Genomic DNA, 13,924 nt, shown 5'->3' with positions numbered 1-13,924 from the left:
ATTAAATTTTAGAAAATAGCCCATTTTTTGTTTAATTTAGGCGAAAGTCAACAAAAAAGGGTGGCGAAGCCACCCACACATGTTGATGAAGAGCCAATATTTTAGAGCAAAATGAATATTCCAGCGGGTATTTGACTAAATCCAAAATAATGGGATATTCTGCCGCGACTTTAGCTATTGGCGGGCTTGCTTTTTTGCTTTCTGTTGCCTTGACTGCACCTCTTTGGATTGATACAGATAGGGAATCGACTCCTGAATGGGTGACGAAAACCGGAAACGCGATTATCGCGTCTATCCCTCTAGATTGGTTGCTGCTGTATGAATCTAATCGGTATTATCAGATGTCTATAGATAGCTACACGCTTGGTGGCGATGTAATGGTGGGGAATGAAACAAACCAGAAATCGATAAGAACTTCCAAGATAATGAATTATGTTGGTATCGCAATGACTTTGGGTACGGTTTTGCTTTTGGATGTGGGTTTGAATAAAAAATCTAATGATGATTCTAGCGCTAATCTGTATTTTGCAGGAGCGGCGTTTTTGATACCGCTGGATTGGTTTGTCCTCGCACTTTCTCATTAGTTATAAAGTTCGCCCGGCACATCACGAAGATGGCCAAAATGTTCGCTTCGCTCTCGACAATTTCAATCGAACTGATTCGTCCGTCTCTTACTGACTGCACAAATACAAGAAAGGCACCCCTAGGGGGTGCCTTTCTTGTATCGGGGTAGCCAGATTCGAACTGACGACATTCTGCTCCCAAAGCAGACGCTCTACCAGGCTGAGCTACACCCCGATTATTTAAAAGAAAAGACCGATTCCGATTACTCGAAACCGGCCTTTCCTGAGCTACGAAGGGCTCGAACCTTCGACCCACGCCTTAAAAGGGCGTTGCTCTACCAACTGAGCTAGTAGCCCGAGTGAGACCAAATATATTAAAGGTTTCCCGTTTTGTAAAGACAGACCTTGGAATTTATTTATAAATTTAGACCATGACTTCCAGATTCTCTTTACCCGTACTGGCATTGGCCGTTGCAATTCCGTCTAGTAGCTTCGCCTATTTTACCCAGGGCGACGCGGGTCAAGAGGTCTTCTCCTTCATAAACACCTTCGACAGCCCCCGCAATGCGGCTCTCGAAAAGTCGGCGGGCGCCCTGCCCTCTACCGACCCTTCTATCGTACAGATCAACCCGGCTTCGGTCAGGCTCCCAGAGGGCAAGAACCACGTTGTGGCCGCCCATTGGCAAACAGGCGACCTGGCCGAAAATCAGGGTAGCCTTTATTATACAGGGCATTACGACAAGTATATTTTCCAGGTTTCCTACAACTGGCTGGATTACGGCACCATCGACGGTTACGACGAACTGGGCGAAGCCACCCATATAGAATACAAGCCTTTTAGCCAGTTGATTACCGCTTCTATTTCGTTCCCCCTCAAGCATTTTAGCTTCGGCGCAACGGCGAAGGTGGCCACCGACAAGCTGGCCGAAGAGGCTGGCGACCGTATGGCTGTCGGTGCGGCATTCGACTGGGGTGTTACCTGGCAATCCGACTCCAAGCGCTGGGGGTTTGCCGTTATGGCCAGGGACTTCGGCTCCCTGCTCCGCGACTATGTCGATGACGGCGAGAACGAATACTACCCCATGTCCCAGACTTTTGCCGTGTCCACCTACTTTAGGCCCAAGTCACTCCCCCGCCTTACGGTTTTTGCCGACAGCGACTTCCCCCGCTATCAAGAGGCGTTCCTGAGTCTGGGTGGCGAATACGCCCTGGGCCAGAGTTTCGCAGTCCGCGTGGGTTTTGAACGCGCCTGGCTAGACCTGATCCGCGACGCCAAGGAACTGATGGCATCCGAGAGCCGCCCCAACGAAACACAGAATGCCCACATGGTTAGCGCAGGTCTGGGCTACAATGCCAACCTGTTCTCCCTGGACTACAGCTTCTCTTACCTGGCCGAGAGCCTTGGCATCGAACACCGCCTTGGCCTCCGCGTGAATTTCTAGCCCCGCATTTTTCGGCAGTTGACCCATGCGACAGTTCGACGTTTTTGTCTTTGATGAACCTGGCGAAGATTTCGACCGTTGGGCACCCCCTTTTACAGACCCGGCCCTGGGCTGGTTCCATACCAACCGCTGGAACGGCGACCTAGAAAAGCTGGAAGCCGAGTGGATCGTATTCGCCCACCCTTCCATCAAGATCGACCGAGACTTCTTGAACGAGTTGGCCATCGAGACCGACAGCTTCCCCATGGTAGACGCCTTCGCCCCCCGCGTAAAGGCCCGTGACCATTTCTTTGGCGGACTGGCCGTAGATGGCAGCCGCGGGTTCAGCCCCATCGGCGAAGAAGAGGAACTGCGCTACGTGGCGGCCCCCATCCCCCTGATCGGCGTTTTCTCTAGGCGCATTATCCAGCGTACCGGACTTTTCGACTTGACATTGCCCAAGGAATTCAGGCTCATGGATTATAGTTTGCGCATGGCCCATGCCGGAGGCAAGATGTTCAGCGTCCCCTATCTGGTGGCCCACGCCAACGAAAATGATTTGGGAGAAGCAACAGGTACGTCTAACGATTTATTCAAGGTTATAGACGGGGAATTCTTAAAGGCAGAGTCCAGCGTTCATCCGCTGTGGAACGTGCTTTACACGACGCTCCCCGTAAGCAACTTGATGAAGTTTACCGCATGCCACCCCACCACGGTTCTGGACTTTTTCAAGACCCGCGAACTGAAGATCAAGCGAGACAAGGCCACAGCCCTGAGCAAGCTGACCGAAAAGCATTTAAGGGATATTTCAGCTAAAAGAAAATCCAGATAGCGATCCAGAAGACCATCAGGCAGAATTCCATTTCTCTAGAGATTCTAGAGAGCAGGGTGCTGCAGAAGGTCATCCCAACAAGCGCTATAATACGGGTCCAGGCCACATCCATCCCGCGGTAGTACAGCGAGATTCCACCGAACAGTTCGATCCAGCACCACAGCCCTTGAGCCAGCACCAGATAGCGGCGGCGGTACTTGGGCAGCGACGTTGTAGAAAAGCAGAGGCACAGGCCCATCATGCGGAAGGGGTACATTTCTCCGGCCGGTCCCAGGCTTCCATCAAAGGCGAAGAAGGAGAACAGGCAGAACAGCAAGAGGGCGAAGGCCAGCAGCAGGCCGTTCTTGTAGAATCCGGAATTCTTGCGCCAGAGGAAAGTGGCGCAGCCCAGAATAAAGACGCAAGCCAAGGCATTGGGCAAGGTTGTCATGGAGCCTCCTTGTCCGAGGGTTCAACGGCAGCCTTTTGTTCCGCGGATTTTTGTTCCGCCAGCTGTTTCATGTAGGCGGCCAGGGCGTGGGCGTCAGCCTGGGTCATACGATTTCCAAAGGCGTTCATGTTGTTGCGCCCGTTCATGATAACCGCGGTCAGGGAATCCAGGCCCAGGGAATCGATGCGGGCCAGGTCCAGCTTTTGAGGCACGGGGTAATATTCACGAACAAACTTCTGGTTGAAATTTCCATCGGCGCCGTGGCATGTGGCGCAGCGGGAATTCCACAGCAGCACAGGGTTGTGGCTGTCGGCAGAAACGCTTAAGGGTTTGTCGGCAGAAACGCTTGCCGCCGTAGAGGAGCCGCCTCCATAAAGCATTCCCCCTAGGAGCGCCACAATCATGATCATCAAGGTTAGCAGTACCTTCCCGCGAACCCCAAAATTCGGGAAAACCCGGTTTTCACGTACAAACTTAAGGCAGAGCAAAAAGGTGGTCACCAGGGCCACGATGGGGTACAGCACAGGGATCACGTTTACAAAGCCTGCCCCGGCGCTTACGAAGACTTCCTGGTCAAAGCTCCAGACGCAGAACAGGACCGCCGACAGGATGCCCACCAGCAGCGGCATCCGGAGCATCTTGAATTCCACGGTTGTCCAGGGGACTTTGTAGCTGTTGTCTTCTTCGATTTCGGGCGTTTCGTTCTGGGCCAGCTCGCTGCCGTCCACTTCGCCAAAGTAGGCACTGTCTACAGCAATGTAGGAGTCCAGCTTTTTACGCAGGCGGAAGAACATCAAGATGAACAGACCCACAGAGAACGACATGAGGCCGTAATCGGCCCAGTGCAGAATTCCATCCCGGGTGTTCATGGAGGGGATCACCAGGTAGAGGCGTTCCGCAAACAGTCCAAAGAGAATGCAGAAGTTCACCAGGTCTCGCAAGGTCCTGTTATCGCGAATGGCTTCCACCCAAAGCAGCTGGGGAATCACGCCGGCAAGGATTACAGCGGGTAGGCAGATTTCACCCTTCTGCAAGAAATCCCAGAACCAGATGACGATCAAGGTCCAGGAACAGCAGAGCATCAGGCGTTCCAGCAGACGCACGCGATAGCCTTCGGCCCAGAGCAGCGCATTCACAAGAGCCAGCCCCGAGTAGATGGCACCCGCAATAAAGTACATGGGGAAGAACGCCCCCTGCCACTGGGGAACGAAGGTGGTGGCAAAGTCTAGGCTTACGATGGTATGCACCCACAGCACCAGGGGGAACAGCAGCCAGGCCAGAGGGCGGCGGAGTTTCGCCAGGGCGGGAACCACGTTGCTTTTTAAATGGGTAAAGAAGAAGACCAGCGACAGGGTGCCGTAAACGGCGATGCAGCAGAAATCCCAGACCAGGGGCGAACGCAGGTTGGCAAAGTTTCCGCGGGCATCGGCAAAGGGGGCCACCATATAAAAGTTTTCCATAACGCCCAGGTGCATCAGGGGGAACAGCGCCGCAATCACCAGGCTGCAGAGTGTCGAAAGCTCCGCAATCACTGCGGTGCGGCGGTCCATGCGCACGCCCAGCGCCAAGAAGATGGCAGAGATCAGCGTACCCGCGTGGGCAAGGCCGATCCAGAAAACGAACAACGCGATGGGCGTTCCCCAGAAGGTGTTGCCATCGGTGGCCCACGCTGCGGGGCCTTCGTAAAGGGTATAGCCCAAGGCGGCAAGCCCAGGCAAGAACAGCACCAGGCCCACGTAGAACAAGATTTTCTGGATAGTCCAACCCTGCACTAGCGCTTCCCCATCATGTAGACAACAGACGGACCAAAGGCAGCCAGTTCCTTGGGCGCATACAGTTGACGGTTTCGGGTGGCCTCAACCAGGGGCGACTTTTCGTCTAGCCAGTTTCCGAAAACGATCGCCCCCTTGGGGCAGGCTTCGGCGCAAGCGGTCTTTACACCGCGACCAAGCCATTCACCGCCATTGGGCAAAAGGGCTGCCTCGGTCTTGAAGCGGGCGCGGTCATCTTGAAGGCGATGGAGGCAAAGGCTGCATTTTTCCATGACGCCTTTTTCGCGGAGGGGAACCTGAGAATTGAACTGGTGAGCCAGTCCCATTTTCTGAGCATCGTTAAAGTTGAACTTGCGGGCATGCATGGGGCAGTTGGCTCCGCAAAAACGGGAGCCGGCGCAACGCTTGTACATCATGGCGCTAACGCCGTCGGGTGTGTGGTTGGCGGCTCCTGTGGGGCAAACTTTTTCGCAGGGTGCGCCCTCGCAGTGGGCGCACATAAAGGGGGCGGCTCCGTGTGGTTCGATCCAATGCATAAAGCGACCGTCGGCGGCTTCTTCGTCGGTTACCAGCGGCACATTATTCTCTAGGTTGCAAGCCAGAATGCATTTGCCGCAACCGTCGCAGACATCCAGGTCGATGGCCATGCCAAAGCGGTTGACGTGGGAGGCTCCGGCGCCCTTCAAGGGGCCGGGCGCATTGACTCGCACCAGGTTCAAACTTTCCTTGGCCTTCGAAAGGGCCAGCTTGACTTCGTCCTGGAATCGCTTTAGGCTGGGGGCCGAAGGGGTCTCCCCCACAAAGGGAATCTTGCGGCAGCCAAACAGCAGGCCGGCCGCAGCCATCAGAGAACATGCCTTAATGAATTCACGACGGTTCATAAAATTACCTATGGCATGCGGCGCAGTAAGTGGCCGCCTTCTTGAATTGGCGATCCTGGAATGTTTCGCCCCGATGGCACTGCAGGCAAGACTTCATGTCGAACTTTTCGCCGCCGTAGTTGTTGCGGGCGACACCCCCATGGCAATCGGCACATTTTACGCCGGCGGCATTATGAACGCCGTGATGGAACACCACATGTTCCGGCAGCTTGGGGACCACCTTCCAGGGTTCTTCGGGAGCCTTGGCCAAAACTTCATCCAGCTTTTCGATGCCTTCGCTTTCGGTTAAAGGCAGGCGGTGGCAATCCATGCAGTCCCTCTTAGAAGGCAGCAGGGCCCGCCCACCGGAACGGGATCCGCTATGGCAGGCGGCACAGTCCATGCCGATGGAATCACCATGAAGCTGATGATCGAAGGGAATTGCGTTGTCTTTAAAGTTTGCGTTTCCTACCCGAGAATCCACAGGGCTCTGGCTCCAAAGGAAATCCCCAAGCAAGAAGGCACAGACAATGGCAAATGCCAAGCCCAGAAACTTCATTTGGGCCTCGTCTGGTCATCGGGATTCTTTAGCAGGTACAGAAGCCAGGCCGTCATCATCTTGGCCTGGGGCTCGGTCAGGGGCGTAATGTCCATGGCAGGCCATTCGTCGGGGTGCTTGGGCGTGGGGTGCATCAAGTACTGCACCAGTTCCTGGGGGTTAGACTCGTATTGGGCGGCGTTGTCGTGCATGGGAGGGGCGGCAAACTTTCGGGCCCAACGATGACAGCCCTTGCACTCGTCATCGAAAAACTCACGGGCGTTGGTCTTAAGTTCCGGGGTTACTTCGGGCAAGGCAAAATCAAGAGCGAACAGGCCGCTCACCAGCACAAACACACCGACTAAAAACTTAAAACGAACTCCCATCATAAAGTGAAATATACCATTTTTCTATTTTTTGTCTTATGGGTATTATCGAAATCATCGTTATCGCCATTGTAGAAGCCATGGATTGCTTCGCGGTTTCCATCGCTACGGGTTTAAGCAAGACAGGGATCCCCTATTCCAGGGCATTACTTCAATCTATTTCCTTTGGAGTTTTCCAGGGCGGCATGACCTTGCTGGGGTATTTCCTGGGCAACTTTGCAGAACGTTGGTTCAGCTCCATCGGCACCCCCATCGCCTGCACCATCCTCTGCGTTCTGGGCGGCCGCATGATCTGGGGCGCAGTCCGTGGTAGCGACGAGGCGGCAGAGGCCAGCGCCAAGAACCTGAGCGTCGCCAACATTTTGCTCATGTCCGTCGCCACAAGCATCGACGCCTTTGCCGTGGGAATTTCATTCGCCTTTATTAACGCCAACATGGTGTTCGCCACTTCGGCAATCGCCGTGGCCAGTTTTATGATGGGAGTTATCGGTTACGAAATCGGCCGCCATGCCGCAAAGCAGTTCAAGACCAAGATTCCCGAGATTATTGCAGGAACCATCCTCATTGGCATCGGCGTAAAAATGTTATTCTAAATATGGGTTAATCAGTTCAGGAACGCATACTTTAAAAACAGGGTTTATATGGATCAGAAGGAAATTGACCGCAGCCGATATTTTGAACTGAAGACTCAGTTGGAAGAAGCCAGCCGCCTTTATTACAAGGAAGGCGTCTCCCCCATGAGCGACCAGGATTTTGACTTTGGCCTCAAGGAGATGGAAGCGCTTGAAAAGAAATATCCTGAACTGGGAAATTACAGCAGCCTGACCCGCAACGTGGGCAGCGACCTGACCAACGACTTTGCCAAAGTGACCCATGCCGTGCCGATGCTCAGTATCTCTAACGTGTACAGCGCCGAAGAGATGGCGGAGTTCGTGGAAGCCGCCGAAAGAGGGCTGGAGGATTTAGGTGAGAGACGGGATTCAGACGAGAAGCAGGAAGCTAACGCCTCAGACCTCAAGGCAGGAACCGCGAAGTGGATTTGTGAACGAAAGATCGATGGCGTCAGCCTTAGTGTGGTTTACGAAAATGGCCGCCTGAAGCAGGCCGTTACCCGCGGCGACGGCGCCCAGGGCGATGACGTCACCTTGAACGCCTTGACCATCGCCGACATTCCTGAATTTTTTGACGCCAAGAAGTTGAAACTGGATCCGTCAGAAATTCCCCAGGGAACATTCGAAGTCCGTGGTGAAGTCTATATGGAACGTGAGGCCTTTGACCGCCTGAACGAACAGCTGATCCTTGAAGGCAAGAAGATTTTCCAGAACTGCCGCAACACCGTTTCCGGTTCCTTGAAGCTGAAGAACGTCAGCGAATGCAAGACCCGCCCCATGCGCTTCTTTGCCTACCATATTCCCCAGAGTGGCAACGCCACCCATCAAGAAAACCTGGAACAGCTCAGGAAGTTGGGCTTTAACACCAACCAGTTCTGGACCGCCAACACCGCCGACGAAATCATGAAGATTTCAGAAGTGATTGGCACCGACCGCGATAACCTCCCCTTCGATATCGACGGCATGGTGGTCAAGCTGAACAATCTAAACCAGCAGCGCGCATTGGGTACCACCAGCAAGAGCCCCCGCTGGGCCATCGCCTACAAGTTCAAGGCGGAACGTGCCTACACTCCCCTGCTTTCTGTAGAATTCCAGGTAGGGCGTACCGGTGCCGTCACCCCCGTCGCCAACCTGGCTCCAGTCCGTCTGGCAGGAACAACCGTCAAGCGCGCCACCCTCCACAACTTTGACGAAGTGGCTCGACTGGACCTCCACTTTGGCGATACCGTCGGTGTAGAAAAGGGCGGTGAAATCATCCCCAAGATTACCGACGTCAAAAAGGAATTGCGCCCCGAAGGAGCCCTCCCCGTTACCGCCCCTGCCAACTGCCCGGAATGTGGCACGCCCCTCACCCGCATCGAAGGCGAAGTGATTCTGCGCTGTGAAAACTTGCACTGCCAGGCTCAGGTACAATGTCTGTTCGAACACTTCGTTAGCCGCGAAGCCATGAACATCGAAAACCTGGGGCCCAGTCTTATCGCAAGTCTTATCGCCACCGGGAAAATCAAACGGATTCCCGACCTGTACCGCCTTACGCAAGAAGACCTGGAAAGCCAGGAACGTATGGCCAAGAAGAGCGCCAAGAACGTCTTCGACGCCATCCAGGCCAGCAAGGAACGCAGCCTCGAAAATCTGCTCCACGGTCTCGGCATCCGTTTCGTCGGACGTACCAGCGCCCGCAATTTCGCAAAGCATTTCCGCACGCTAGAAGCCATCCGCACCGCCCCCATGGAAGAACTGCTAAAAGTTCAGGACGCCGGACTAGTCATCGCCAATTCCGTATATGAATTTTTCCACAAGCCCATGTACACCGCCGAAATCGACGAGCTGGTGGAGCTGGGCTGCCCCACCGAATTCAAGGGAGTTATCAAGACTCTGTTTGCCGGGCAGACCGCAGTCATTACAGGAACATTGCCCACCATGGACCGCGACGAGGCCCGCAAACTTATCGAAGAGAATGGCGGCAAGGTCAGCGGATCTGTAAGCAAGAAGACCAGCTGGGTATTGGCAGGCGAAGCTGCAGGCAGCAAGCTTACCAAGGCAAATGAATTGGGAATCCCCGTCCACGACGAGGCCTGGCTGCTGGAACAGATTTCTGCAAACGATTCCAATGCCGATGGAGCCGCCGCAGAAAGTTCAGACAATAAAAAAGCCGAGCCCGCCAACTCTGGCGAACAGCTCAGCCTTTTCTAGAACATCAATTAGGGAGCTGCGGTTGCTGCAGGGGCAGCGGCCTTTGTCAGCTTGTTCTTGACGCACCTCAGGGAGAATGCTGCATTGTCGAAATCTTCGGCACTGGTAAAGTCATCCCTGTTGTTCACTAAGTACCAGTAGACGGCACCGAGGCCATCGCCACCGGCAGCGGTCCAGAAGTAAGTGCTGGATCCAAGCTCCATGTATTCGCCGTCAGACATACGGCTACCCGAAGGCAAGGCGTTAAAACCAGATGCAGCAGAAATCGGAGCGCCACCACGGGCCCAGAATTCCCTGTTCTTCAAGGCGGCTCCTACGCCACCCTTACGCTTGCTCAAGGCAAACTGCCCCAGTTCAATCCATTCTTCGTTGGTGGGAATATGCCAGCCATCGGGGCAGATACCCTGGTGTTCCTGGGTGATTCCGCCAGACATGGAATTGTCCACATAGTCAGCAGGCAAGCGCATGGCCACAGACCAGGGGTAAAGTCTGCCATAGGAACGGCAGCGAGAATCCTTGTCTTCGTAGCAGTAGCTGCCCGGAGCGGCAAACCTCAGGTTTTCGGACATCCAGATTGTACTTCCAACGGCAACGGTCCTGTACTTGTTTTCGTCGCGCTTATCCACAAAGGCGGTGCTGTCGTAAAGTTCGTCATCGTCAGGCGGATCCATAATGCAACGCAGGTAGTAAGCCTCATCCTTGCGGGCCGTATCCAGAATGAAGTCGTCATCGTCAAAGCTCAGCTTGCGGACTTCCGCCCTCAAGGAATCCACTTCGGTTCCGCTCCAGAAGCCAGTCAAAGTACCGTTACCCTCAAAGGCCAGCGACGGAACCCAGGTCGGATCCACCACGCAGGAATCGGCGTAGACGGTATCGGCCGGAGACGTCTTGGTGGGGCCAGGCAAAATGGCCTTGATAACGCTGACGCAAGTTTCCTTAGGCTTGGTGTACTTGCACACGCCAAAGGCTTCGCCATTAAAGCCAAATCCATTTTCGCCCATCAGCGCATCTTCACTTTCGTCCCAACCAGTTCTAGAACGGAGGTTGGTACCCACGCCAACAGCTTCGTCGATATCCTTCAGGTAGGTGTTCAGTCGGGCAAAATCCAGAGACGTGGGGACGTGCCAGCCATTGGGGCAGATACCCTTGGGCTTACGCTTCGAAATAGAATCCTTACCCACAGACTGATTGAACTTCTGGTCCAGCTTTACCACACCGGCCCATGTATAGAGACGTCCATACTTCTGGCAATTTTCTTCCTTGTTGGCATAGCAATAGCTACCCGGAACCTTCACGTCCAAATTGTTAGCCATCCACACCTGATCACCAATATGAACGGTCTGGGTCTTGCGTCCCTGAATTTCCACCACCTTGGGTTCAACCTTAGGCACAGGAGGAGGCGGTTCCTTAATTTCATAGAGGCGGTCTTCTACGCAACGCACAGAGGCACCCGTTTCCTTGGTATCATAATTGCCTTCCATGGATCGGGAGTCATAGTAGATCCACCAGTTTCGCGCACCGCCGTCATCATATTCAGTAGAAGTCCAGAATACAGCGGAACGGCCCAGGTCAAAAAAGCGGCCTTCAAAATCACGTTCACCACCGGGCAGTGCATTAAAGCCAAACTCATCGGTTCCGCCAGGAATACGCAATTCCTTTTCCCAACTTTCGGTAGACTTGAGGCTCAAGGCCACACCGTCGCTCACGCCCTTCTTGGCCACGAAGAACTTCAGCTTTTTCCATTCCTTGTTAGAAGGAAGGTGCCAGCCCGTGGGGCAAATGTCGTGGATCTTGCCCTTCTTGTACTTGCCCACGAGTTTCTGGATGGAATGGGAGTTGTAATAATCCACCAGCATCATGGCCATGGCCCAGTTATAAAGGCGGCCATACTTTTCACAATTGAAGTCCTTCTTTTCGTAGCAGACGCTTCCTCTTACGTTATAACGCAGATTCTCGGCCATCCAGCGCTGTTCGCCAATCTGGACCGTCTTATAGACACGTCCATCGCGATTATCCTGAACGTCAGGCATCTTTTCAACATGGGCAAAAGCCACGGAACACAAAAAAAGAACAAATACAACAAATAAATTCATAACAAACCCTCATTCTCCAATATAATAACATAACCTCCAATCAAATTAACGAAATAAAGCAATAGCATTGCCAATAAGTCCACAAGACAAAGGCCCCTGATCGCTCAGGGACCTTTTTTATGGGAGAAATCCAGGAACCTATTTCTTTATTCCGAAATCGCTGTCGCTCATGCCATAGAAGCGGATGTCGTCCAGCCAGATTTCCAGGTCTTCGTTAACCACTTCTCCGTAAGAGGAGCCGTTGCTAAACTGAAGGTTGAAAATGTCGTCGTTGTGGTCCAGCCATTCGGCACCGCTAATCTGCAAGTCAGACCATGCGCTTGCCACCCACTGGTCGAACCAGACCGTATACTGTTTCCATTCATCGGTCAAGTCGATTTCGGTACCGAAAGCACCCCAGGTATCGGCGCAGCAGGTATCGGCGTAATCAGTCTTCCAGTTGATCTTGAAGGAACCGGTACCCTTTGCCCAGAAGGTCATTGCCTTCAGATTCTTGAAGTCGAAGCGCTTTTTGTTATCGCTATCGAACTGAGTACCGAAACCAGCCCACGGGTAGGAATCGCCTTCCAGGTGGATCTTCACATAGAGACCGCGACCATCGTGACCATTCTTCGTGATCATCTGTTCGAAGTTGGTCTTTTCGTAGGAATTGGTGGTATCGGCAACCATGATTCCGGTGATAATGGTATCGCCAGATTCAATGGTCATATTGCTGGTGGGAATGCAGTAGGCATACCAGCTGGGGGCATCGGAAAGTTCGTCGCCCTTGGACTTGGCAACCTTAGCGGCGAGAGCGCTAACATGAATGGAATCGCCGTCGAAACCGTCAAAGTCGTCCAGCAGCACATAACCCAGAGTATCCAGATCCGGATAGACAGCGTCATCGAAAGTCATGGTGGGCTGCAGCAAGGCACGCATCAGGTAACTACGCCATTCGTCCTTGTTTTCGTCATACACGCCGAAGCCCGAGCTGAATTCCCAGTAGGCAGTTGCGAAGCCAAGGGAGTGGGCCAGGTAGGAGATGTAGGAAGTCCAGGTTTCGCGAGAGACAGAGTCGGCGGCTTCATAGGCGCCAAATTCACCCAGGTATACAGGAATATCATGCTTGTCAGACCAGTCCTTGATCTTGCTGAAAGCTGTCCTTACAGCTCTCTTCTGACCCGGAGTGGCACGCCATTCGGTACCCGTTTCGTACTTGGGATCCACAAAGTCTGCACCCTGGTGAGTGAAGTTAAACGGATCGTAGTAATGGAAGGTCACGATGATATTTTCAACGCCGGCAGGCAGAGAAAGAGCGGCTGCGGAGTTGTAGGAATTGTAGTTGTAGGTACCCACCATGATAACTCGGGCAGGATCAGCTTCGCGAACCACATTGATAATGGAAGCCACGACACTGTTCCACTTATCGTTGGTCAGCTTGCCGCGAGGTTCGTTCAAGGTTTCCACGACCAGGGAGTCGGGAGAATACTTGATCACGTTAGCCATCATCTGCTTGTACACGCTCAAGAGGCAAGGAGTTTCCTCGTCAGGATTCTCGTACATGGCATCCCAATGGTGGGTGTTGATTACAGCGATCATACCATTCTTGATCGTATGGTCTACAGCCCAGAAGACCTGCTTCATCCAATCTTCATCTACGACGCATTCTGCGCCTTCGCCAGTCACATGTTCTTCCCAACTTACAGGAATACGGATGTTCTTGAAACCGGAATCGGCCAAGGCCTTGAAATCCTTGGGCTTGATCGTTTCGCTCCAGTTGCTCTTGAACTGGGAATCGTCAAACCCCTTGAAGTTCGTATTGGGAGCTTCGAAAACGTTGCCCAGGTTAATACCTGCGCCCATGTCCTTGACCAGCTGATTTGCGCGGGCCTTCACTTCGTAAACGATGCTCGAAGAAGAAACTTCCTCATCCGTAGAATCCTTGACGCTAGAAGAAGACTCATCCTTGTCTTCATCCTTGGAATCAGAAGAAACCACCACATCGTCTTCGGAAGATGCAGAAGAAGAAGAATCGTCAGAGCAAGCTGACAGGCCGAATGCCAGAAGACCTGCAACCATACCGGTCATGCAAAACTTCATCTTGGATTCGAGATATTTTGAAATGTTCATACCAACCTCTTTCTTATGTACACCCATAATCTATTCCAATTCGGAATACAGGAAATCAACTAAGATGAAAAAGTTGTTTTCTCTTGTACACACCTCCGAAATGCAAAAAGGACTAG

12 protein-coding genes and 2 tRNA genes are annotated in these 13,924 nt (G+C 53.2%); 5 read left to right on the top strand and 9 right to left on the bottom strand.

Going from position 1 to position 13,924, the window contains the following annotated elements; translation table 11 throughout:
• Window positions 1–149: 149 nt before the first annotated feature.
• Complete coding sequence (locus tag BUB94_RS13590) at window positions 150–584, top strand: hypothetical protein (RefSeq protein WP_175549734.1); 435 nt, start codon at window positions 150–152, stop codon at window positions 582–584.
• Window positions 585–724: 140 nt separating this feature from the next.
• On the opposite strand, the gene BUB94_RS13585 is transcribed toward BUB94_RS13590, so the two are convergent.
• Window positions 725–798: transfer RNA gene (locus BUB94_RS13585), tRNA-Pro, on the bottom strand.
• Between the two features lie 49 nt (window positions 799–847).
• A tRNA-Lys gene (locus BUB94_RS13580) sits at window positions 848–920 on the bottom strand.
• Between the two features lie 74 nt (window positions 921–994).
• Between BUB94_RS13580 and BUB94_RS13575 the strand changes: the two genes are divergently transcribed.
• Window positions 995–2,005, top strand: a complete 1,011-nt coding sequence (locus BUB94_RS13575) for a PorV/PorQ family protein (protein ID WP_073237966.1) — start codon at window positions 995–997, stop codon at window positions 2,003–2,005.
• 25 nt (window positions 2,006–2,030) lie between these two features.
• Complete coding sequence (locus BUB94_RS13570; RefSeq protein ID WP_073237963.1) at window positions 2,031–2,816, top strand: glycosyltransferase family protein; 786 nt, start codon at window positions 2,031–2,033, stop codon at window positions 2,814–2,816.
• On the opposite strand, the gene BUB94_RS13565 is transcribed toward BUB94_RS13570, so the two are convergent.
• From BUB94_RS13565 to BUB94_RS13545, 5 genes are read right to left on the bottom strand one after another with little or no spacing between them, the layout of a single operon-like run.
• Window positions 2,797–3,246: a hypothetical protein gene (locus BUB94_RS13565; protein ID WP_073161427.1), complete on the bottom strand. Its 450-nt coding sequence runs from the start codon at window positions 3,244–3,246 to the stop codon at window positions 2,797–2,799. The genes BUB94_RS13570 and BUB94_RS13565 overlap by 20 nt on opposite strands.
• Window positions 3,243–5,018: a c-type cytochrome gene (locus BUB94_RS13560; RefSeq protein ID WP_073237960.1), complete on the bottom strand. Its 1,776-nt coding sequence runs from the start codon at window positions 5,016–5,018 to the stop codon at window positions 3,243–3,245. Before BUB94_RS13560 ends, BUB94_RS13565 begins: the two co-directional genes overlap by 4 nt.
• Window positions 5,018–5,899: a 4Fe-4S dicluster domain-containing protein gene (locus BUB94_RS13555; protein WP_083538293.1), complete on the bottom strand. Its 882-nt coding sequence runs from the start codon at window positions 5,897–5,899 to the stop codon at window positions 5,018–5,020. The genes BUB94_RS13560 and BUB94_RS13555 overlap by 1 nt, the downstream gene beginning before the upstream one ends.
• Before the next feature lie 4 nt (window positions 5,900–5,903).
• Complete coding sequence (locus BUB94_RS13550) at window positions 5,904–6,437, bottom strand: cytochrome c3 family protein (protein ID WP_073161425.1); 534 nt, start codon at window positions 6,435–6,437, stop codon at window positions 5,904–5,906.
• Window positions 6,434–6,805, bottom strand: coding sequence for a c-type cytochrome (locus tag BUB94_RS13545; protein ID WP_073237955.1), 372 nt, complete (start codon window positions 6,803–6,805; stop codon window positions 6,434–6,436). Before BUB94_RS13545 ends, BUB94_RS13550 begins: the two co-directional genes overlap by 4 nt.
• Before the next feature lie 35 nt (window positions 6,806–6,840).
• Between BUB94_RS13545 and BUB94_RS13540 the strand changes: the two genes are divergently transcribed.
• Window positions 6,841–7,395 (top strand): manganese efflux pump MntP, encoded by a 555-nt coding sequence (locus BUB94_RS13540; RefSeq protein ID WP_073161423.1) that lies wholly within the window; start codon window positions 6,841–6,843, stop codon window positions 7,393–7,395.
• A 48-nt stretch (window positions 7,396–7,443) separates the two neighbouring features.
• On the top strand, window positions 7,444–9,606 hold the full coding sequence (gene ligA / locus BUB94_RS13535; RefSeq protein WP_073237952.1) for an NAD-dependent DNA ligase LigA: 2,163 nt from the start codon (window positions 7,444–7,446) through the stop codon (window positions 9,604–9,606).
• Window positions 9,607–9,614: 8 nt separating this feature from the next.
• On the opposite strand, the gene BUB94_RS13530 is transcribed toward ligA, so the two are convergent.
• Window positions 9,615–11,699, bottom strand: a complete 2,085-nt coding sequence (locus tag BUB94_RS13530) for an FISUMP domain-containing protein (protein WP_073237948.1) — start codon at window positions 11,697–11,699, stop codon at window positions 9,615–9,617.
• Between the two features lie 138 nt (window positions 11,700–11,837).
• Window positions 11,838–13,808, bottom strand: a complete 1,971-nt coding sequence (locus BUB94_RS13525; RefSeq protein WP_073237945.1) for a glycoside hydrolase family 5 protein — start codon at window positions 13,806–13,808, stop codon at window positions 11,838–11,840.
• Window positions 13,809–13,924: the final 116 nt, after the last annotated feature.

Source organism: Fibrobacter sp. UWH9, assembly GCF_900129715.1.
Taxonomy (GTDB): Bacteria; Fibrobacterota; Fibrobacteria; order Fibrobacterales; family Fibrobacteraceae; genus Fibrobacter.
This window is presented reverse-complemented; position numbering and strand designations above follow the sequence as displayed.

Excerpts from the sequence above, each read along its gene's own strand:
- BUB94_RS13590 (WP_175549734.1), top strand. The coding sequence starts at position 150 with ATGGGATATTCTGCCGCGACTTTAGCTATTGGCGGGCTTGCTTTTTTG.
- BUB94_RS13575 (WP_073237966.1), top strand. The coding sequence starts at position 995 with ATGACTTCCAGATTCTCTTTACCCGTACTGGCATTGGCCGTTGCAATT.
- BUB94_RS13570 (WP_073237963.1), top strand. The coding sequence starts at position 2,031 with ATGCGACAGTTCGACGTTTTTGTCTTTGATGAACCTGGCGAAGATTTC.
- BUB94_RS13565 (WP_073161427.1), bottom strand. The coding sequence starts at position 3,246 with ATGACAACCTTGCCCAATGCCTTGGCTTGCGTCTTTATTCTGGGCTGC.
- BUB94_RS13555 (WP_083538293.1), bottom strand. The coding sequence starts at position 5,899 with ATGAACCGTCGTGAATTCATTAAGGCATGTTCTCTGATGGCTGCGGCC.
- BUB94_RS13550 (WP_073161425.1), bottom strand. The coding sequence starts at position 6,437 with ATGAAGTTTCTGGGCTTGGCATTTGCCATTGTCTGTGCCTTCTTGCTT.
- BUB94_RS13545 (WP_073237955.1), bottom strand. The coding sequence starts at position 6,805 with ATGATGGGAGTTCGTTTTAAGTTTTTAGTCGGTGTGTTTGTGCTGGTG.
- BUB94_RS13540 (WP_073161423.1), top strand. The coding sequence starts at position 6,841 with ATGGGTATTATCGAAATCATCGTTATCGCCATTGTAGAAGCCATGGAT.
- ligA (WP_073237952.1), top strand. The coding sequence starts at position 7,444 with ATGGATCAGAAGGAAATTGACCGCAGCCGATATTTTGAACTGAAGACT.
- BUB94_RS13530 (WP_073237948.1), bottom strand. The coding sequence starts at position 11,699 with ATGAATTTATTTGTTGTATTTGTTCTTTTTTTGTGTTCCGTGGCTTTT.
- BUB94_RS13525 (WP_073237945.1), bottom strand. The coding sequence starts at position 13,808 with ATGAACATTTCAAAATATCTCGAATCCAAGATGAAGTTTTGCATGACC.